Below are 19351 nucleotides of genomic sequence, written 5' to 3' on the forward strand. Positions count from 1 at the left end.
GGGTCGTGTCGGGTCAACGCGAATTCTGTTGCAGTGCAGACCTCCGACGCGAACCGGCGTCGGGCCCCGGTGCGGCCGGCGAGAATGCGATCGATTACATCGACGACGATTATGTCGACGTGGATGGTCGGGTTGTCCCGACAGTCTTGGAGGTGGCCAGGCTGATCTCCAGTGCGATGGACGGGTGCGGAATCGTCGACGCAGACATTCTTCATCTCAGTCATCCCTCGGATTGGGGTGCCCCACGCAGGCGGCGATTGCTCGATGCCGCACGTCGAGTGGCGCACGACGTCGTACTCGTTCCGACGTCGATCGCGGCTGCGAGGTCGGCTCATACGGCTTGGCGATCGCGGTGTGTCGTCCTCGAACTGCGCGGCGGAACGGTGGTCGCTTCTGTTGTCGCTGAGGTCGACGGTGAACTCCGAATCGACGGAACCCAAAGTTCGGAGATCGCAGACGTTGCGGGGTTGTTTTCCGCAATCGGGGATCTATCGGTTCGGGACGCTGTGGTGTTGGTCGGGCCGCGCTCCCATGTTGTTGCGGCTTCGCTCGAACGGGGGTCGACGAATGTTCACGGCCACGCGAGCATCCGAATTCTGGACGAGAGCCGGGTGGCTGCGTCTCTGGTGGATCCTCAGACGCTCGTTCGCCAGACAACCGCGCGGGACAGTTCGGGACGAATCGTCGACAATTCGGCTTTCGGCGCCGGGTGGGTAGGCGATACGGATGGCGCGAAGTCGATTCCTGGCGCGGACTCGAATGCCTCTTCGCCGAGTCGCGTCGGCGGGCGGCGCGGAGGCCGTCGATGGTTCGCGGCGGCGCTTGCGGTGGTCGCCGTCGCCGGTGCGGTCGCAGGAACGGTCGTGGTGTCCACTCGCGATCGAAACGATTCTCGGTTGACGGGGTCGGTCGCAGCCACGGCGGAAGACGAAGTAGAGATCGTGGAGGCGTCGAAAGAGCAGGAAACGCCTGCGCCGAAGACTTCGATCTCGTCGATCGAGTCCGGGGCCACGCCGGAACTTACTCGTGTGGACGTGGGAAGCGTTGCGGCAGAAGTGCCTTCCGATTGGAAGCTTCTGTCGCGAGGGACCTCGAGCGGGCGTACAGATTTGGTACCCGGTTCGGGTGCGGATCGCAAGATCGTGGTCATCGAGAAACGTCTTGCGGAAGGTGTGGGATTCGATTCCGTCGAAGCTGTTTTGCGTCAGCAGTTTTCGACGTTCGAGGACCCATTGCGGTTCGCAGAGTTTGCTGTGCTCGACGATGCCGCAGGAAAACGGGCAGTGGTGTACGTCGAGTTTCCGGACGATTTCTCCGAGGTGCGTTGGCACGTGTACGTCGACAACGGACGGCAAGTGAGTATCGGCTGCCAGTATCTGGTCGGTGAGTGGGGCAGTCTCGAAGCGGACTGCCTGCGGATGTGGCAGTCAGTCGAATTCACACCGTGACTGGATCGGTCGGTTCTGAAATATTCTTCGGTCGGGCCGGAACCGTTGGTACGAAGGTCGCGTCAAAGTATGTGTAGCGCACATCAGGGAGTTCCGCTCGACCCCGGTGCACATCCGACGGACAAAGCCCGTTGTGTGTGATCGCCGATACCGAACGGTACTCACCGAATCCAGGGGGACGACATGGGCTTTACCGCAACTACCGCTGAATTGATCGATTCGGCGGGGACCATCGACGGACATCTCGGTGACATCAGGGGGCTGGTCAACGCTGTTCGGTCGGAGGCCGACGCTTCGCACAATTCGTGGAACGGTGCGGCGCAGGTCGAATACGCAGGAATCATGGAGCGATACAACAGCGCGGCCCTGAAGTTGGACACAGCTCTGACCGACATCTGCGAGCAGATCAAACAGGCCGCGGGAACCTTCGACTCGACCGAAGACGACAACGTCAGCTCGCTTCGCGGCGCGACGGTGAACATGTCTTGACCGCCAGCTCTTCATCGTCCGATCAAGCAATCCTCAGCCAGTAGTTCTCACAAGTTAGTTCTCACAAGTTCTCTCCAGTCACACCGAACCGGGAGCAGTTATGTCCGACAGGATCAAGTACGACTTCGGCGGCCTCGCAATGCTGTCCGATCAGATGAAACAGCAGGCCAAAGCGATCAACGACAAACAGGGCGACATCAAGGTCGTCGTAGACAAGCTGCAAGCAGGCTGGGAAGGGGCAGGTTCCGAAGCGTGGAACGACGCACAGCGTCGCTGGGCCCAGGCTTCCGAAGAACTGAACATGGTTCTCGCGCAGATCGCCGGAGCGACGGCGAGCGGCTCGGAGAAGATGCAGGAAGCTGATCGGATCGCCGCAAACGGGTTCGGTCGCTGACAACATCCCATGCCGTGATGACACCCCGCCTGCCCCGGTACCGTCAGGTTGCCGGGGCAGGCGCATGTCGATCGCTCGCATCGCTGTGCTGGACGATGATGCTGTTGGCAGGAATGGCTGCGCTTTGACCTGGCAGCGGGTAGACCGGTATCGTCTATCGGTGGCGTGCCGTAGGGCTCCGGCAGAAATGCGTGGAGACCGGCGGTTCTCGGGTCTCAACTGGCCGCCGAGGATCGTTTACGCGATACGCACATGGTCAGCAGTGGAATGAATTAAGACGAGGAAGATCTGTGTCTACGTACACCCCGAAGGCCGGAGATGTGACCCACACGTGGCACGTCATCGACGCCACTGACGTGGTGCTCGGCCGTCTTGCCGTTCAGGCAGCGAACTTGCTGCGTGGCAAGCACAAGCCCACCTACGCGCCGCACATCGACGGTGGTGACTTCGTTGTCATCATCAACGCAGAGAAGGTTGCCATCAGCGGCAACAAGCTGCAGGGCAAGAACGTTTACCACCACTCCGGATTCCCGGGTGGCCTGAAGTCCCGCACTGTCGGTGAGGTCCTCGACAGGACTCCCGATCGTCTCGTCGAGAAGGCCATTGTCGGCATGCTCCCCAAGACGAAGCTCGGCCGCGCAATGAGCAGCAAGCTCAAGGTTTACGCGGGCCCGAATCACCCCCACACCGCGCAGCAGCCGGTGCCGTTCGAGATCAAGCAGGTCGCACAGTGACATCGCCGGAAGAGCAGAACGTGTCCGAAGAGAACATTGAAGCAGTGGAAGAGCTTGTCTCTGACGCAGTCGAGGTCGTCGAAGAGGTTGCTGCAGCTACGCTCGCACCGATCGTCCTCGATCGCCCGGTCCAGACCGTCGGTCGCCGCAAGGAGGCTGTCGTTCGCGTCCGGATGGCTCCCGGTACCGGTCAGTTCAAGCTCAACGGTCGTACGTTGGAGGACTACTTCCCCAACAAGGTTCACCAGCAGCTGATCAAGGCTCCGCTGGTGCTCGTCGAGCGTCCCGAGTCTTTCGACATCATTGCACTGCTGCACGGTGGCGGCCCGTCCGGTCAGGCAGGCGCACTGCGTCTGGCTATCGCGCGCGCACTCATCGAGGTAACCCCTGATGATCGTCCGGCCCTCAAGCGTGCAGGCTTCCTGACGCGTGACGCCCGCGCGGTCGAGCGTAAGAAGTACGGCCTGAAGAAGGCCCGTAAGGCATCGCAGTACTCCAAGCGCTGATGCTTTGCCGAGGTTGACCCGACGGGTCTGCTTCGGCACCTGTTCACCACAAGAGCGGGCGTCCATCGTTACCGGACGCTCGCTCTTGTGTTTCTCGGAGAAATTCCCTTCTCGAGTTCCCTTCTCGAGGTTCACAGGATTCAGGAGTCGTTCTATGGGTCGGTTGTTCGGTACTGACGGTGTTCGTGGACTTGCCAATTCGGATCTGACTGCAGATCTTGCATTGAGATTGGCAGTTGCCGCGGCGAGCGTACTGACAGCCGACACCTCGGACGCACGTCCGACCGCCGTGATCGGCCGCGATCCTCGCGCCAGCGGTGAGATGCTTCAAGCCGCGGTGACCGCAGGATTGAGTTCCGCGGGTGTCGACGTGCTCGACGTGGGTATTCTTCCGACTCCGGCAGTTGCATACTTGACGGCAAAGCTCGACGCCAGTCTCGGTGTCATGATCTCTGCATCGCATAATCCCATGCCGGACAACGGAATCAAGATTTTCGCAGCCGGTGGACACAAGCTGGATGATGCTGTCGAGGTGGCGATCGAGGATGCACTCGACGGCACTGCACCGCCCGTCCTACCGACAGGTGCCGGGATCGGCCGCGTCCGTACGGTCGACGACGCCGCTCAGCTGTACCTTGCGCATCTGGCGAGCGCGGCGAGCGAGCCACTCGCTGGACTCACCGTTGTGGTCGACTGCGCCAACGGCGCTGCTTCCGCGCTCGCACCGGTTGCCTACGCGGCAGCGGGCGCTCGCGTCATCGCGATCAGCGCCGATCCCGACGGCCTCAACATCAACGACGGCTGCGGATCGACGCACCTGGAGAATCTTCAGAAAGCCGTAGTCGATCACGGGGCGGACCTAGGCCTCGCGCACGACGGCGACGCCGACCGTTGCCTGGCCGTCGACGAGACCGGAGCGGTGGTCGACGGTGACGCGATCATGGCAGTTCTGGCGATCGCGATGAACGACGCCGGTGAGTTGGTCGAGAACACTCTCGTCGCGACTGTCATGAGCAATCTCGGTTTGCACATCGCGATGCGCGAGGCCGGTATCAACATCGTGACTGCTGCCGTAGGCGACCGCTACGTCTTGGAGGAACTGCGCGCGGGCGGATACAGCCTCGGTGGCGAGCAGTCAGGCCATGTCGTGTTGCCGGCGTTCGGCACCACGGGCGATGGGATTCTCACCGGCCTCCGGCTGCTCGGACGCATGGCTCGCACGGGTAAGTCGGCATCCGCGCTGGCCGCAACGATGACAACCCTCCCGCAAGTTCTGATCAACGTGAAGGTTGGGGACAAGGCGACAGTCGCAGCATCGCCGTCGGTACTCGCAGCAGTCGCGGACGCAGAGCGCGTCCTCGGTGACGGTGGTCGCGTGCTCCTGCGCCCGTCCGGGACAGAGCAACTGGTCCGCGTCATGGTCGAGGCCACCGAACTTCCGCTCGCGCAGAAGCTGGCCGACGAGTTGGCCGAGATCGTCGGTTCGGTTTAGCCCCTCATCACGGCATTCGCGTTTTGAGGGAACGTAATTGCGCCCTGCTGCGTCCAAGGAGTCAAAGGCCGCTCGACGTGCGAGTGGTTCCGCTGAAACTTGGGGGCGCTCGTGGATGTCGACCGCGCTGGAACAGATGAATTGGCACGCCATGCGGTGTCGGTGGCCCAGGCTCTGCGCGATTCTGCCGAGCCGATCAGGCGTCTGCGATTCAGCGGTGCCGTTTCGGGCCGTGATTACGCCGAGCACGGAGCCGCGTTGGCGTCGGCATTGGCGGTCCTGAATTCTCGCTTGACTGGCCGTGCGGATCTTCTCGATACGTTGGCGCGTCGGCTTTCCTCTTCGGCTGAGGTGATCGCTGAGGTGGACGGTCAGGGTGCGCAGCGATTGCGAGACTCCAGCGGGTCGGTCTCATGAGACCGACGAGCGGTACCGCACAGGCAGTACCAAACAGCTACTATTGCGTCGAAGATATTCTTGCACTGCGTGATTCACGCGTGCGTCCCGACGAAATCCTGGATGCTGGTGCGAGGGGATTGCAGTTCTTCGATCGATTTCACAACCTGGCCTCTCGGTTGGGCTTCGAAGAACGGATGCTTACGTCCTACGAGGATGCGTATCGCGCAGAGGCTGGTATCGATTTCGAGGCACTAGTGCGAGATGCGTCGGACATGGCCGCAGCGGTGGACGGTTCGGTCGCCGAGATCGCGATGCTGACGACCCTGGCGGAGAATCTTCCTGCAGTGTGGAATGTTTCCGGCGTGGGTGCGGTCGTAGATCAGGCCTTCGCGGCGCGGCGTGAAGCTCGGTCCGATGCGGATTCGGCGCCACTGTTGATCACGCTGGCCGACGAGTTCGCGCGGACGGTTCGAACGGCTTTGGCAGACAAGGCTTTCAAGGTGGCAAGCCTCGACCGGGCGACGATTGGCGGTCTGGGTGCGGGGGAGATCGACCAGCTGACTCACGTCGCTTCCACCGGTCGTGGTGCGGCGCCATGGCTGGACACGGTTTTTCGTTCGGCGTATCTCGATACTCGCGATGAATTCGACAGGGCGTGTGCGGAGTGCGCGAGCGCGGTTGGTCATGCTTTTGACGCCGCGACCCAGTGGGTGACAGACGCGTTCACGTCAACCTTTCCGATCGCCGAGCCGAGTGCATCAGGTGTCGCCGCCGCTCCTGTCTCTTTCTCGATCGGCGGCAACACTTGGGGCTTCTCGATTGCGTCCGACGGTCGTGGGGTGAGTCTGGATGTTGCAGGTGCTGACGGGAACTCTGTGTCGGCCACCCTGGAGTTGAGCGAAAATGGTTGGCCGAGAATAGTGCTCGATGCCGATCCGGAGATGTCGCTGCACGAGGCGCTCCCGCAAGAAGCGTCCCAGCCTGCGACACTCCAGCCCGAAACTCCCGACCCTGAGATTCGCGAGCACGAGGTGCCGGTTGAATCCAACGCCGAGTTCTCGCCCGCGCCGGACCCGGATCCGCCTTCCACAGTCCCCGACGAGTCGATCGTGGCTCCCGACGGAGAGACGGGCGCTGAGTTGGCCGGAGCTGGTCCGCTGTGAAGTCCGTTCACGCGCCGTTCGAAGCGATCCGTCGAACCCTCGATTCTCAACTCGACGACTTCCGTGAGCGCAGAGTGGCCGCAGCGAGCGCGGAATCGCACCAGGAGCCGCCGTCCGAAACGACATCCGCCGAGAATGACACGGATGGGGCGGTCAGGTCCGGCCCGTATCTGCGATCCGCGTCAGAGCCGACGCCGACGCCGCCGTGCTCGCCGCCGGAGTCGGTGGCGAGTACGGACTCCTACTTACGCAACAGCTGGCTGGCCCGCGCGTCGGAGTGAGGTTCGACCGGCAGCAACGGCGCCGTGTGCGGAATCTCGACGTCGGGATCAGCAAAATCCTTGTACTTCTTGTCGCCGGTCAGATGGAACAACAGGAAGCCCGTGAGCAGGCACCGTGTGGCGGCCTGTGTCTTGCGCTCGGATCCACCGAGGCCCAGGGCGCCGAGGAGTCGGCGGCCTTCGATCAGTCCGGCGTCTTGGGCGTCATTCACGGTACGTGCGATGACGGGACCGCCCCACTCCACGCTCAGCGGCCGGGCATTGCTGGTCAAGGAATCGACGTCGTCTTCGCCGGCGAGGATCAATCCGGGCGCTGTGATCTTCGACGCGTAGTTCTCCGCCTTGGGTGCTGTCGGGGCCGGGAACAGTGCGGCTACCGCACCGACATCCCCGCGCTGCGCTGCGGCCAGTACCGCAGCGCCCGCGCCCATGCCGTGACCGGCAAAGGCGACCCGATCGGGTTGGACGCTGATCTGTCCGGGGCCGAGTCGCACGCCGACGCAGATGTCGAGCGTCGCTCGAAGATCTGCAGCCAATCCGAGATGTGACGGGACCGGACCGCGTTCGCTGTCGGGCGCCGCTGCGACAATTCCCCAGGAAGCGAGGTGCTGGAGTGTCTGCTCGTACTTGTGGGACCCGACCATCCACCCGTGCGCGAAGGCAACGGCGGGGAGATTGAAACCGGTTTCCGGCGTGTACACGACACCCGGCTGTCCGGCCAGGGCGAGGTTGCCGCGGAGAACTCGGTGCGGGCCGCGCTTGGACAGCTCACGGGTCAGTGTTTTCAGTTTCGGTGCCACGGTTGAAGACGTTATCCGATGAGCCGCCTCGTGTATGCGGAGCGGACGCTGCAACCAGGTGCGGGAACCGCAAAATGCGCCCACCGCCGATGTCCAAGTACCCTGAGTCACCATGTGCGGAATCGTGGGATACGTCGGCCACCGCCCAGCTCTGGGCGTTGTGGTGGAGGCTTTGCGACGAATGGAGTATCGCGGGTACGACTCGTCGGGAATCGCGATTCTCGACGGAACCGGTGGGGTCGAGATCGAGCGTAAGGCCGGTAAGTTGGCCAACCTCGAGGCGGAGCTCGGCGAGTACGGTGCGGATCACTTCGTCGGTACGTCCGGTATGGGCCATACCCGTTGGGCGACGCATGGGCGTCCGACGGACCGCAATGCGCACCCGCATCGTGATGCCTCGGGCAAGCTGGCTGTCGTTCACAACGGAATCATCGAGAATTTTGCCCCGCTGCGTGCGGAGCTCGAGGCTGCAGGCGTCGAACTGCAGAGCGACACGGATTCCGAGGTCGCGGTTCACCTCGTCGCCCGGGCGTACGCCCAGGGGCCGACGGCAGGTGATTTCATCGAGAGTGCGCTGTCGGTGGTTCGTCGGTTGGAAGGTGCGTTCACGCTCGTCTTCACGCACGCTGATCATGCGGACACGATTGTCGCCGCGCGCCGCTCGACACCGCTCGTAGTCGGTGTCGGTGAGGGCGAGATGTTCCTCGGCTCCGACGTCGCTGCATTCATCGAGCACACACGCGATGCGGTTGAACTCGGACAGGATCAGGCAGTGGTGATCACTGCCGACAGCTACCGGATCTCCGACTTCGCGGGTAACGAGGCAGAAGGACGCCCGTTCCGCATCGACTGGGATCTCGCGGCCGCCGAAAAGGGTGGTCACGATTACTTCATGCTCAAGGAGATCGAAGAGCAGCCGACTGCTGTCGCCGACACGCTCCTCGGCCACTTCGAGAACGGGAAGATCGTCCTCGACGAGCAGCGGTTGTCCGATCAGGAACTGCGCGACGTCGACAAGGTGTTCGTTGTCGCTTGCGGTAGCGCTTACCACTCCGGTCTGTTGGCGAAGTACGCGATCGAGCATTGGACGCGTCTACCTGTCGAGGTCGAACTCGCCAGCGAATTCCGTTACCGCGACCCGGTTCTCGATCGCTCGACGCTTGTTGTCGCAATCTCGCAGTCGGGGGAAACGGCCGATACGCTCGAGGCTGTCAAGCACGCCAAGGACCAGAAGGCACGCGTCCTGGCGATCTGCAACACCAACGGTGCACAGATCCCGCGTGAAGCCGACGCAGTCCTCTACACCCGGGCAGGACCGGAAATCGCGGTCGCGTCCACCAAGGCGTTCCTGGCGCAGGTGACCGCGAACTACCTCGTCGGTTTGGCTTTGGCACAGGCTCGCGGAACCAAGTATCCGGACGAGGTCGCCCGCGAGTACGCCGACCTCGAAGCGATGCCCGCATTGGTCAGCAAGGTACTCGAGACGGCAGAACCGGTGCGCGCGTTGGCGCGCCAGTTCGCGCACGCGTCGACCGTGCTGTTCCTGGGGCGTCACGTCGGCTACCCGGTGGCGCTCGAGGGTGCGCTCAAGCTCAAGGAGCTCGCGTACATGCACGCCGAGGGCTTTGCCGCCGGTGAGCTCAAGCACGGCCCGATCGCCTTGATCGAGGAGGACCTTCCGGTCATCATCGTCATGCCGTCGCCGCAGGGCCGCGCTGTCCTGCACTCGAAGTTGGTGTCCAACATTCAGGAGATCAAGGCGCGCGGGGCGACGACTATCGTCATCGCTGAGGAAGGCGACACCGTCGCCGCGGCGCACGCGGATCACCTGATCGAGATTCCGGCGTCACCGACTCTGCTGCAGCCGTTGCTGTCCACTGTTCCGTTGCAGATCTTTGCGGCCGAGGTTGCCGCGGCGCGTGGCTACGACGTCGACAAGCCGCGTAACCTGGCGAAATCGGTTACGGTCGAGTAGCTTTCGCTAGAAAATCGGGCCCCGCAGTCGCAAGACTGTGGGGCCCGAGCGCGTTACGGCGTCTCGACGACGACGGTTCCGCGCATCTCGGGATGCGGTGTGCAGGTGTAGTCGTAGGTTCCGGGTTCGGTGAACGTGTAGGTGTAGGTTCCCGATTTCTTGAGCGGACTGCGGAGTTTGCCCTTGGCGTCCCCGAGGCCGTTGACGTCGTGGGCCATTCCGTTGTCGTCGAACACCCACGTGACCGTCTCGCCGACATTCACGGTGATGGACGCGGGGGAGTACGCCATCCCGGAGATGGTCACCACGGGTCCGCTGGCCGTCGTTTCCGGAGCCGGTGGTGTGGAGTCGGTGCCGGAACTGCACCCGACCAGACCGAGAGCGAGCACGAGACCCGCGATTGCCGGGCGAAGACGTGATTTCATGGTTTCGAGGGTAGCGACGGCAACTGAAGGGTTCCGACATGCGTGGGTACTACACAGCCGATCAGGTGCGAGCAGCTGAGGCGCCGCTGCTCGACAAGCTGCCCGACGGGGTGCTGATGCGTCGAGCGGCGTACGGTCTTGCGCGAGTAGTCGCGGACGAATTGCGTTCCCGTACAGGGTCGGTCGCGCATCGGTCGGTGACGCTGCTGGTCGGTACGGGCGACAACGGCGGTGATGCCCTGTGGGCCGGTGCGTTGCTCCGCAAACGAGGTGTGAGCGTGCGGGCCGTGTTGCTCGATCCGGCGCGCGCTCATCGGGCGGGCCTCGATGCTCTCTTGAAGGCCGGCGGCCGAGTCGCCGCCGAAGTCGGGTCGCCGGATCTGGTGATCGACGGCATCGTCGGGATTTCCGGGCACGGCGGTCTACGGCCTGACGCGGCCGATCTCGTCGGCCAGGTGGATGCACCGATCGTGGCGGTCGATCTTCCGAGCGGCGTCGACGCGAACACCGGCGCAGTGGACGGCCCGTCGGTGACCGCTGATGTGACGGTCACATTCGGTGCGCTCAAGCCGGTACACGTACTCGCGGCTCCGCTGTGTGGTCGTGTCGAACTCGTGGACATCGGATTGAGCGTCGGCGAACCCGACTTCGGTTCGCTCGATCCGGAGGAGGTCGGTGCGCTGTGGCCGGTGCCCGGTCCGGAGGACGACAAGTATTCGCAGGGTGTGGTGGGCATCGTTGCGGGAAGTGAGCAGTATCCCGGCGCGGGCGTGCTCTGTACCGGTGCCGCGGTTACCGCGACCGCCGGCCTGGTCCGCTACGCCGGGCACGGCGCCACCGAGGTGCTCGCCCGGTTCCCGGAGGTGATTGCGAGTGAGACGTACCGAGCCGCCGGGCGAGTTCAGGCGTGGGTGGTCGGCCCCGGTATGGGTACCGACGACGACGCCGCGCGACTTCTGGCGTCGGTGCTGGCTACTGATGTACCCGTTGTTGTCGATGCGGACGGACTTACCCTCCTCGCTCAGCGTCCCGAACTTGTCGCAGCCCGGACCGCGCCGACACTGTTGACGCCCCACGCCGGCGAGTTCGCTCGATTCACAACTCTTGGCGACGACAGGATCGCGGCCACGCGTGCTCTTGCCGCACGCCTCGGAGTCACGGTCCTGCTGAAGGGCCATACGACGGTGATCTCGGATCCCGGCGGTGAGGTGCTGGTCAACGACGCCGGCGGCTCCTGGGCATCGACGGCAGGTTCGGGTGACATCCTCTCCGGTGTGATCGGTGCGTTGCTGGCGGCGGGTCTGAGCCCTCTCGAAGCCGGGGCCGTCGGGGCGCGGGCTCACGCGTTGGCTGCGAACATCGCCGCTGCCGGCGGTCAGAGCGATGTCGCCGGAGCACCGATTTCGGCTTCACCCCTGCTGGGAGGTCTGCGGGAATCGGTGCGTGTGCTTCGCTCTTTTGCCCTCGATTGAGGGTGTTCAAACCCGAACACGTGTCCGATTCTGCGTGGGTGGCAGGATTGTCGCCATGACGCTTGCCCAGGGAAGAGCACCGAAGGAGCCTGCGGAGGGGAAGGCGAGCCGACTCGACGACGCAGTAGGGCCGCAGACGGAGGCAGTCGTCGATCTGGACGCGATCGCGCACAACGTGCGTGTTCTGCGTGAATTTGCCGGGGATGCAGCGTTGATGGCGGTCATCAAGGCGGACGGATACAACCACGGCGCAGTTGCGGTGGCGCGGACGGCGCTCTCGGCGGGAGCCCGGGAACTCGGCGTCACCACCATCGCGGAGGCACTGGTCCTTCGCGAGGCAGGCATCACCGCTCCCGTCCTTGCCTGGCTGCACGGCGTCGACGCCGATTTCGCCTCGGCGATCCGATCGGACGTCGAGATCGGCGTGTCCTCCCCGCGACACCTGGCCGCTGTCGTCGGCGCGGCACGGGTTCTGGGACAACAGGCGACGGTGACGCTCAAGGTGGACACCGGTCTCAATCGCAACGGCGTATCGAGAACCGAGTGGCCGCAGATGCTCGACGACCTCGCCACTGCGCGGGACCAGGGCACGATCAGGCTGCGCGGAGTGTTCTCTCACCTCGCGCACTCGGACGAACCGCATCACGACGTCATCGACATGCAGAAGCAGCGTTTGATCGACGCGGTTGCCGACGTCCGCGCTCGCGGATTCGACCCCGAAGTCGTTCATCTTTCCAACTCCGCTGCTACAGTCACCCGTCCTGACCTGCGGTTTGACATGGTTCGGCCGGGAATCGCGATATATGGATTGTCTCCGGTGCCCGAACTCGGAGATTTCGGTTTACGACCGGCGATGACGCTGCGAGCGAAGGTGATTCTGGTGAAGAAGGTAGCCGCCGGAGAGGGCGTCTCCTACGGGCATCAGTGGGTCGCACCGCACGACACCACTCTGGCGCTGCTTCCCGTCGGCTACGCCGACGGTTTGTCTCGCTCACTGAGTGGCAAGTTCGAAGTGCAGTTGGGCGGTAAGCGTCGCCAGGCTGTCGGGCGAATCTGCATGGACCAGGTATTGGTGGACCTGGGTCCGGACGGTGACGGAGTTCGCGAAGGCGACACCGCGATCTTCTTCGGCAACGGCGATCACGGCGAACCCAACGCGCAGGCCTGGGCCGACGTACTCGACACCATTCACTACGAGGTCGTGACCGGGATACGTGGACGCACTGTGCGTACGTACATCGGGGGAGAGACGTCATGAAGACTGCAGGAAAGATGAGCATTCTCGGTGGCCTGCTCAGCGCCGTGGCGCTCGGCTCGATGGCCGGTGTGAACGCATTCAAGACCGCGACGCGTCCAGGCCGGGAAATCTACGCGGACGAGGATTTCGACCTCATGACGCGCGACCGCAAGAGCACGGTGCGCACCGAGGACGGTGTCGAGCTGGCAGTTCGCGAAGTGGGACCGGACGACGCTCCGCTGACGGTCGTTTTCGTGCACGGATACTGCCTGAGTGCGCTGTCCTGGCATTTCCAGCGCCGCCAGCTCGAAGAGCGATGGGGCAACAAGGTTCGCATGGTGTTCTACGACCAGCGCGGACACGGAGACTCGGGCATGCCGCGTTCGAAGAGTTGTACGGTTTCTCAGCTCGGCCGCGACCTCGCGACCGTCGTCGAGGCCAAGGTACCCAAGGGGCCGATAGTTCTGGTCGGTCACTCGATGGGCGGCATGACGGTACTCGCGCTCGCCGGTCAGCGACCCGAATGGTTCGAGGGCCGAGTCATCGGCGTGGGGCTGGTCGCGACGACGGCGGCAGGCCTGGCCGAGACCGGCCTGACCCGCAATCTGCAGAATCCGATCATCGACGGATTCCGGTTGGCAGTGCGCACCTCACCAGGAGTAGTTCAGCATGCCCGGGGCGCTGCGCGAGTATTGATCACGCCGATCCTGCGTGCGGCCTCGTACGGCACCGATGTCAGCCCACGGCTGCATGAACTCTCGGACGGCATGCTCGACCGGACCTCGGTTGTGACCATCGTCAATTTCCTGCGGACGTTGGAACTACACGACGAGTCTGCTTCTCTCGAGGTCCTCGCGCACACACCGGCAGTCGTGATCTGCGGCGATCAAGACATGATGATTCCGTTCATCAGCTCCAAGCGTCTCGCCGCCGATCTCCCCGAATCCGAACTCGTGCGAGTTCACGGGGCCGGCCATCTGGTGCAGCTCGAGTTCCCGGCGATCGTGACGGACGCAATCGACAAGTTGGTGCAGCGAGCGCAGGTAGAAGAGCGGTCCGATGTCGGCTGAGAACTCCACGGGACTTCCCGTGTCCGGACAGATCACGTTGGAAACGGCCGAGGATACCGAGGCTTTCGGCCGACGCTTGGCGGCGGGACTTGTTGCCGGCGACCTGGTGGTGCTGGACGGTCCACTCGGGGCAGGCAAGACCGCGTTGACGCGCGGAATCGGCGCCGGGCTCGGGGTGCAGGGCCGGGTGACGTCCCCGACGTTCGTCATCGCTCGTGAGCATCGTCCGGGCACCCGCCCCGGCGGCGGAGTTCCCGTCGGCATGATCCACGTGGACGCATACCGGCTGGGAGACAGCGGACCGCATGCGCTCGACGAACTCGATGCCCTCGACCTCGACACCGACCTCACCGATGCAGTGGTGGTGGTCGAATGGGGTGGTGACGTCGTGGAAAGGCTCGTCGAACGGCACCTGCGAGTGCAGCTTCATCGGGAACCCGAATCGGATGTGCGGACTGCGAGTTGGTCCTGGACGTCGTGAAACGGAGTTTGGTGTCACAGACGTCGTGAAACGGCGTTTCGTGTCACAGACGTCGTGACCCTCCCGGGCCGGAAGTAGTTCTTCACGTGCGGGTACCCTGAGAAATCGTGCTTGTTCTCGCAATTGACACCTCCACTCCGGCAGTCACTGCCGGAGTCGTCTCCCTGTCGGCTTCGTCACCGGACCCAGTGTCACTGGACGCAGAGTCACCGGACACAGTGGAGACGCTTGCCGTGCGTGTCACGGTCAATCCTCGTGCGCACGCCGAGGTCCTGACCCCTCACGTCCTCGAATGCCTCGCCGAGGCAGGACTCACACCGGCCGACTTGAACGCCGTCGTCGTGGGTGTCGGGCCAGGGCCGTACACCGGACTGCGTGTCGGCATGGCGACGGGCGCTGCCTTCGGTGACGCACTCGGTGTTCCCGTGTACGGCGTGTGCAGCCTCGATGCGATCGCGGCTGCGGTACCGACCACACAGAGCCTGCTCGTCGTGACTGACGCGAGGCGTCGCGAGATCTACTGGGCGCGCTATGACGGCGGAGTGCGCGTCGAAGGACCGGCTGTGAATTCCGCCGGCGACGTCGATCCTGCGCCTTCGACGCTGATTGCCGGATCCGCTTCGCACGTGGACTTCTTCGATCTACCCGTCGACCCGGCGGAGACACCTTCACCGGCCGGGTTGGTGACAGTCGCTGCTCGCGAGATCCTGGCCGGCTCGGTTCCGGCCCCGCTGGAGCCGCTGTACCTCCGACGCCCGGACGCGAAGACCCTTGCAGAACGTGGCAAGTGAGACAGAGCAGATGAAGTACAGCATCGAGCCGATGAACGTCGATGACGCCGAACGGTGCGCGGAGTTGGAGCGCGCGTTGTTCGCGGGCGACGGACCCTGGAGTGCACAAGCGTTCGTCTCGGAACTTGCAGGCGCACATAATCATTACTTCGTTGCCCGGGAGCCTGACGGTCACGTCCTCGGCTACGCCGGAGTCGCATTGTTGGGGGCGTCGCCCAACATGGAGGCCGAGGTTCACACCATCGGTACAGCTCCCTCGGCTCAGCGGCTCGGAATCGGCGGCGCGTTGCTCGATGCGCTTCTGACTCTGGCGGATTCACGGCAGTGCCCGGTGTTCCTGGAAGTGCGCACCGACAACGAACCTGCCATCGCGCTGTACCGGCGCGAAGGATTCGAGATCGTCGGAACACGAAAGAAGTACTACCAGCCCAGTGGGGCAGATGCGTACACGATGAGACGGCCTGCCGTGCTCGGTGTCCGCGAAATTGAGGAGCAGCAAGCATGATCGTCATGGGTGTCGAAAGTTCTTGCGACGAAACAGGTGTCGGTATCGTCCGCTGGAACGGTGACGGAACCTGCGAATTGTTGGCCGACGAGGTGGCATCGAGCGTGGATCAGCACGCCAGGTACGGGGGAGTGGTTCCCGAAGTGGCCTCGCGGGCTCACCTCGAGGCGATCGTGCCGACGATGCGCCGTGCCCTTGCTGCCGCCGGTATCGAGAAGCCCGACGCGCTGGCCGTCACCATCGGACCCGGACTGGCCGGCGCGCTGCTGGTCGGTGTAGCCGCAGCGAAAGCCTATGCGGCAGCATGGAACATCCCGTTCTATGCGGTCAATCATCTCGGCGGTCACGTCTCGGTGGACACTCTCGAGCACGGTCCGTTGCCCTCGTGCGTCGCATTGTTGGTCTCCGGCGGTCACACACACCTGCTTCACGTCGAAGATCTGGGCAAGCCCATTGTCGAACTGGGCACGACTGTCGACGACGCCGCCGGTGAGGCCTTCGACAAGGTGGCCAGACTGCTCGGACTCGGCTTTCCCGGTGGACCGGCACTCGATGCTGCTGCGCAAGAGGGAGATCCGAACGCAATCGCCTTCCCTCGCGGCATGACGGGGCCGCGCGATTCGCGGCACGACTTCTCGTTCTCGGGACTCAAGACGTCCGTCGCGCGCTATGTCGAATCGAAAGAGCGCGCAGGCGAGACCTTTTCGATCCCGGACATCGCTGCCTCGTTCCAGGAAGCGGTTGCAGACGTCCTGACGATGAAGGCAGTGCGTGCAGCCAAGGACGTCGGGGTCGACACGTTGGTTCTCGGCGGCGGCGCCACGGCCAATTCGCGTATCCGCTCACTCGCCGAGCAGCGCTGCGCCGAAGCGGGCATCACGTTGCGCATTCCGAAACCTCGACTGTGCACGGACAACGGCGTGATGATCGCATCGTTGGCCGCTCACCTGATCGGAAACGGCGCAGGCCCTTCGGAATTGAGTGTTGCGACGGACCCGGGGCTGTCGGTCTCGGTCAGCCAGTTGATGCACTGAAAATCGGCCGACTGAGAATCAGCCGACCGGGGCGGGTTCCCGATCCGGTGTGGTCGCGGGACCGTTTTCGGGCATCGAGGTATTCGGTTCACCGGGCTTCGTCGTCTGATCACCACCACCAGGGGTAGTGATTTCGGTTTCGGTGGAACCGGATCCAGGAGTCTCCGGCGTCGTCGGGTTCTCGCCGCCGCTCTCACCCGGGCCGAGACCGCCGCCGGGGTTTGCCTCGGTCGGATCGACCGGGGGCGTCGCCTCGGTGTCCGGCAGCGTCGGCCACCACGCCGGTGGATCGGGCAGCGTGATTCCGGGAATGGTCGGCCAATTCGGAGTGGTCGTTGTCGTGGTCGGCGGCGTGGTTGTCGTCGAGGTGTCCGGGATCGGCGCAGGCGGAAGTGTGTACTGATGCGTTGTGTACGAGTGCGTGTCGTAAGGCTGCGAGTCGAACGGGGTGGTGGGATACCCGTACCGAGGATACGTGCTGCCGGCTACCGAAGGCAGAGGATCATGAGACGGAATGATCGTCGATCCGGTGCTCGGTGTCGCTTCGGGGCTCACCGTCGTCGTGGTCGACCCGGTTCCGACGGGCGAGACCGCGGTGTCGTCGGTCGGTACCAATTCCTTTGCGCCGTAACCGAGTACCAGTCCGCCGACCACGAGCGCACCGATCAACGCTCCCGATACCTTGGCGGTGGATCCGGAGCGCTGGTCACTTCCGGAGCCCAGCAGCGGGAAACGAATTGCGGTGATCGAATCTGCCAGGAGTGCAGCACCTTTGGTTGCCGCAGTCTCGGGCTCGACGATCTCGACCATGGGGACGTCGACGGCAGCGGCGACGGCGGACCGCACGGCCGGAATGTGTGCGCCACCGCCGATGAGTACAACGGCACCGACGGGCCGCGGTGAGCCCTTCACGACTTCACGGATGAAGGTGACGGCGCGCTCGATATCCGGGGCGATGATGGCCTCGAACTCGTCGCGCGTGATCGCCATCGCGTCGATCGGAAGGTCGATGGTCACCTTGGTGGACGTGGACAGTTGCTCTTTGGCGACATGGCACCGGGCGGTAAGAAGTTCCGCGTCGGTGTACCGGCGCAAGTGCCCTGGCGCCTTCTCCGTCACGAAGTCGACCAATGCCCGGTCGATTCCGGCCCCTGCGAGGGCGTCTATACGGTCGGAGTGCAGAACTTCACCGGTGTGGTCGACGACGGACACCGTCAGACCTTGATCACCGACGTCCACCTGAGCTGTCGTGTCGTACCGCTCGGTTTTCCCTGTCTCGGCGAGATACGCGTGTACGGCGGCAGGCTCGGGGATTGCACGGACCTGCTTCGGCGAGCGCGAAAGAGATGACCTGATGCTCGCGAGTTGATCGTCCGTGCGATAGCTGACACCGATCGAGCGCGGCGCTTCAGATCCGTCCGTTACCTGCGTCGTCATCAGCTTGATGGATGCTCTGACAAGGTCACCGACGTTGGAATTGGCCTGATCCGCCGAGACGAAGCGAGTCTCGGCAGGCACGGCGCCTGGCGCGTTTGTGCTGGTATCGGTGTCGACGAGTGCTGAATAGACACCGGAAGATCCAGTGGAAATTCCCAGTGAACAACTCATCGCACACCTCCTCACAGTCAATACCGGTCAATGTTCAATCGACCTCCGTTATATGAACGTTACAGAAGGTTCGTGAGGATTGCTCAGTGCTTTTCGTCTCCGTGACGTCCTTTTCGGACCGAAAGGGTGGTTTTACCTGCGAAATTGTCGATCATTGATTCATGCGGAAAAAAGGCGATTCTCCCCACATCGACCGGGAACGACGACGCGCGCTGATCCGTGGTGCAGTGCTTCGGCCCACGCTGACGGTGATCGCCTTCGGATGCGCGTATTTCTTTCTGCCGTGGATCGATGTACATACCGCGAGTGCAATCTTCCTCTTGATCGGTGGAGGCGCCGCGGTACTTGCCGTGACCACCTGGCAGGTGTGGCGAATTCTGCGTTCCGATGTGCCATCTCTGCAGGCGGTCGAAGCTGTGGCGGTGGTGATGCCGACGTACTTGTTGTTGGTGTCCATCACCTATTTTTCGGTGGAGCATGCAAGCCCTGGCAGTTTCACCGAACCGCTGTCGCGTATGGCGGCGCTGTACTTTTCGTTGTCCGTCTTCTCGACAGTCGGATTCGGTGACATCGCCGCGCAGACGGACCTTGCCCGGGGGCTCGTGAGCCTTCAGATCGTCTGCAATCTGGTGTTGATCGGATTCGGTGTTCGATTCGTCGTTGCCGCAGTGTCGTGGGCGAAATCGCACCGCTCGCCTTCGAGCGGACCTGAAATCACCTAGGACACTGCGGCAATCGGAGTCATCGTCCGGTGTGAACCAACAATTCGACGTTCTGGTCGACGCCGGTACCCGTCAGCTTCGGGTCGCGGTGGATGTCGTTGAACGACAGTTCGCGGTACAGCGAGGCGAGCCCGGCCGCCGACTTGTCGCTGTAGTCGACGGAATTGGGACTCTCCGCCTCGAAGAGCGTCGCAAGCAACGACACCGTTCCGTCGTGGTTGTCCGCGATCTCGATGATGCGTCCGAGTTGCGGGTAGTCGATGTGAGAGGCGGTGTTGATCTCCCAGAAGCCCTGCTCGGGGGTCGCGCCGGGCCACGGGGTGAT

The 19351-nt window shown here is 63.5% G+C and carries 20 protein-coding genes and 1 pseudogene; 17 read left to right on the forward strand and 4 right to left on the reverse strand.

The features are described from left to right. The first annotated feature begins 5 nt into the window (after window positions 1-5). From ACYP01_RS06170 to ACYP01_RS06205, 8 genes are all read left to right on the forward strand, one after another. The gene (locus tag ACYP01_RS06170) at window positions 6-1448 is read left to right on the forward strand and encodes a type VII secretion-associated protein (RefSeq protein WP_314675664.1); all 1443 of its coding nucleotides are present in this window, start codon (window positions 6-8) and stop codon (window positions 1446-1448) included. Between the two features lie 183 nt (window positions 1449-1631). Beyond that, a complete protein-coding gene (locus tag ACYP01_RS06175; protein WP_003940986.1) occupies window positions 1632-1937 on the forward strand; it encodes a WXG100 family type VII secretion target in 306 nt (101 codons plus the stop codon). A 100-nt stretch (window positions 1938-2037) separates the two neighbouring features. Further along, a complete protein-coding gene (locus ACYP01_RS06180) occupies window positions 2038-2331 on the forward strand; it encodes a WXG100 family type VII secretion target (RefSeq protein ID WP_003940975.1) in 294 nt (97 codons plus the stop codon). Window positions 2332-2621: 290 nt separating this feature from the next. After that, entirely contained in the window at window positions 2622-3065 is a 444-nt protein-coding gene (gene rplM / locus ACYP01_RS06185) for a 50S ribosomal protein L13 (RefSeq protein ID WP_003940842.1), read from the forward strand. Further along, entirely contained in the window at window positions 3062-3571 is a 510-nt protein-coding gene (rpsI, locus tag ACYP01_RS06190) for a 30S ribosomal protein S9 (RefSeq protein WP_007728596.1), read from the forward strand. The genes rplM and rpsI overlap by 4 nt, the downstream gene beginning before the upstream one ends. Before the next feature lie 154 nt (window positions 3572-3725). Next, window positions 3726-5063: a phosphoglucosamine mutase gene (glmM, locus tag ACYP01_RS06195; protein ID WP_065352171.1), complete on the forward strand. Its 1338-nt coding sequence runs from the start codon at window positions 3726-3728 to the stop codon at window positions 5061-5063. Between the two features lie 111 nt (window positions 5064-5174). Beyond that, on the forward strand, window positions 5175-5480 hold the full coding sequence (locus ACYP01_RS06200) for a hypothetical protein (RefSeq protein ID WP_314675670.1): 306 nt from the start codon (window positions 5175-5177) through the stop codon (window positions 5478-5480). An 80-nt stretch (window positions 5481-5560) separates the two neighbouring features. After that, window positions 5561-6625 carry a hypothetical protein gene (locus ACYP01_RS06205; protein ID WP_459678959.1) on the forward strand — a complete coding sequence of 355 codons (1065 nt, stop codon included), beginning with the start codon at window positions 5561-5563 and terminating at the stop codon, window positions 6623-6625. 241 nt (window positions 6626-6866) lie between these two features. On the opposite strand, the gene ACYP01_RS06210 is transcribed toward ACYP01_RS06205, so the two are convergent. Then, window positions 6867-7706 carry a poly(ethylene terephthalate) hydrolase family protein gene (locus ACYP01_RS06210; protein ID WP_003941000.1) on the reverse strand — a complete coding sequence of 280 codons (840 nt, stop codon included), beginning with the start codon at window positions 7704-7706 and terminating at the stop codon, window positions 6867-6869. 112 nt (window positions 7707-7818) lie between these two features. On the opposite strand from ACYP01_RS06210, the gene glmS reads away from it, so the two are divergent. Next, on the forward strand, window positions 7819-9681 hold the full coding sequence (glmS, locus tag ACYP01_RS06215) for a glutamine--fructose-6-phosphate transaminase (isomerizing) (protein ID WP_003940837.1): 1863 nt from the start codon (window positions 7819-7821) through the stop codon (window positions 9679-9681). A 53-nt stretch (window positions 9682-9734) separates the two neighbouring features. Here the strand turns inward: glmS and ACYP01_RS06220 are convergent, their stop codons facing one another. Beyond that, window positions 9735-10106, reverse strand: a complete 372-nt coding sequence (locus ACYP01_RS06220; RefSeq protein ID WP_003940908.1) for a plastocyanin/azurin family copper-binding protein — start codon at window positions 10104-10106, stop codon at window positions 9735-9737. Window positions 10107-10144: 38 nt separating this feature from the next. On the opposite strand from ACYP01_RS06220, the gene ACYP01_RS06225 reads away from it, so the two are divergent. The 7 genes from ACYP01_RS06225 (at window position 10145) to tsaD (ending at window position 16696) form a co-directional block, all read left to right on the forward strand. Beyond that, window positions 10145-11578 carry an NAD(P)H-hydrate dehydratase gene (locus tag ACYP01_RS06225; RefSeq protein ID WP_459678963.1) on the forward strand — a complete coding sequence of 478 codons (1434 nt, stop codon included), beginning with the start codon at window positions 10145-10147 and terminating at the stop codon, window positions 11576-11578. Window positions 11579-11633: 55 nt separating this feature from the next. Next, a complete protein-coding gene (gene alr, locus ACYP01_RS06230) occupies window positions 11634-12836 on the forward strand; it encodes an alanine racemase (RefSeq protein WP_459678965.1) in 1203 nt (400 codons plus the stop codon). Next, window positions 12833-13885, forward strand: a complete 1053-nt coding sequence (locus tag ACYP01_RS06235; protein ID WP_003940782.1) for an alpha/beta fold hydrolase — start codon at window positions 12833-12835, stop codon at window positions 13883-13885. The genes alr and ACYP01_RS06235 overlap by 4 nt, the downstream gene beginning before the upstream one ends. Further along, window positions 13875-14366 (forward strand): tRNA (adenosine(37)-N6)-threonylcarbamoyltransferase complex ATPase subunit type 1 TsaE, encoded by a 492-nt coding sequence (gene tsaE, locus ACYP01_RS06240; protein ID WP_003940673.1) that lies wholly within the window; start codon window positions 13875-13877, stop codon window positions 14364-14366. Before ACYP01_RS06235 ends, tsaE begins: the two co-directional genes overlap by 11 nt. 107 nt (window positions 14367-14473) lie before the next feature. Then, the gene (gene tsaB / locus ACYP01_RS06245; RefSeq protein WP_270008036.1) at window positions 14474-15157 is read left to right on the forward strand and encodes a tRNA (adenosine(37)-N6)-threonylcarbamoyltransferase complex dimerization subunit type 1 TsaB; all 684 of its coding nucleotides are present in this window, start codon (window positions 14474-14476) and stop codon (window positions 15155-15157) included. 10 nt (window positions 15158-15167) lie between these two features. Beyond that, window positions 15168-15662: a ribosomal protein S18-alanine N-acetyltransferase gene (rimI, locus tag ACYP01_RS06250; protein ID WP_373938941.1), complete on the forward strand. Its 495-nt coding sequence runs from the start codon at window positions 15168-15170 to the stop codon at window positions 15660-15662. After that, complete coding sequence (gene tsaD / locus ACYP01_RS06255) at window positions 15659-16696, forward strand: tRNA (adenosine(37)-N6)-threonylcarbamoyltransferase complex transferase subunit TsaD (RefSeq protein ID WP_054827677.1); 1038 nt, start codon at window positions 15659-15661, stop codon at window positions 16694-16696. Before rimI ends, tsaD begins: the two co-directional genes overlap by 4 nt. 18 nt (window positions 16697-16714) lie before the next feature. On the opposite strand, the gene ACYP01_RS06260 is transcribed toward tsaD, so the two are convergent. After that, window positions 16715-18304 (reverse strand): Hsp70 family protein, encoded by a 1590-nt coding sequence (locus tag ACYP01_RS06260; RefSeq protein ID WP_459678969.1) that lies wholly within the window; start codon window positions 18302-18304, stop codon window positions 16715-16717. Between the two features lie 161 nt (window positions 18305-18465). On the opposite strand from ACYP01_RS06260, the gene ACYP01_RS06265 reads away from it, so the two are divergent. Further along, window positions 18466-19026, forward strand: a complete 561-nt coding sequence (locus ACYP01_RS06265) for a potassium channel family protein (protein WP_054782245.1) — start codon at window positions 18466-18468, stop codon at window positions 19024-19026. Window positions 19027-19045: 19 nt separating this feature from the next. On the opposite strand, the pseudogene ACYP01_RS06270 reads toward ACYP01_RS06265, so the two are convergent. Continuing rightward, window positions 19046-19351: pseudogene (locus ACYP01_RS06270) on the reverse strand (TIGR03767 family metallophosphoesterase); the annotation flags it as partial.

It is taken from the genome of Rhodococcus sp. no. 34 (assembly GCF_054589475.1).

Coding starts and splice junctions, on each gene's coding strand:
- ACYP01_RS06260 (WP_459678969.1), bottom strand. CDS start 18,304: ATGAGTTGTTCACTGGGAATTTCCACTGGATCTTCCGGTGTCTATTCA.
- glmS (WP_003940837.1), top strand. CDS start 7,819: ATGTGCGGAATCGTGGGATACGTCGGCCACCGCCCAGCTCTGGGCGTT.
- ACYP01_RS06235 (WP_003940782.1), top strand. CDS start 12,833: ATGAAGACTGCAGGAAAGATGAGCATTCTCGGTGGCCTGCTCAGCGCC.
- glmM (WP_065352171.1), top strand. CDS start 3,726: ATGGGTCGGTTGTTCGGTACTGACGGTGTTCGTGGACTTGCCAATTCG.
- tsaD (WP_054827677.1), top strand. CDS start 15,659: ATGATCGTCATGGGTGTCGAAAGTTCTTGCGACGAAACAGGTGTCGGT.
- alr (WP_459678965.1), top strand. CDS start 11,634: ATGACGCTTGCCCAGGGAAGAGCACCGAAGGAGCCTGCGGAGGGGAAG.
- tsaE (WP_003940673.1), top strand. CDS start 13,875: ATGTCGGCTGAGAACTCCACGGGACTTCCCGTGTCCGGACAGATCACG.
- ACYP01_RS06175 (WP_003940986.1), top strand. CDS start 1,632: ATGGGCTTTACCGCAACTACCGCTGAATTGATCGATTCGGCGGGGACC.
- rimI (WP_373938941.1), top strand. CDS start 15,168: ATGAAGTACAGCATCGAGCCGATGAACGTCGATGACGCCGAACGGTGC.
- ACYP01_RS06180 (WP_003940975.1), top strand. CDS start 2,038: ATGTCCGACAGGATCAAGTACGACTTCGGCGGCCTCGCAATGCTGTCC.
- ACYP01_RS06220 (WP_003940908.1), bottom strand. CDS start 10,106: ATGAAATCACGTCTTCGCCCGGCAATCGCGGGTCTCGTGCTCGCTCTC.
- ACYP01_RS06265 (WP_054782245.1), top strand. CDS start 18,466: ATGCGGAAAAAAGGCGATTCTCCCCACATCGACCGGGAACGACGACGC.
- ACYP01_RS06225 (WP_459678963.1), top strand. CDS start 10,145: ATGCGTGGGTACTACACAGCCGATCAGGTGCGAGCAGCTGAGGCGCCG.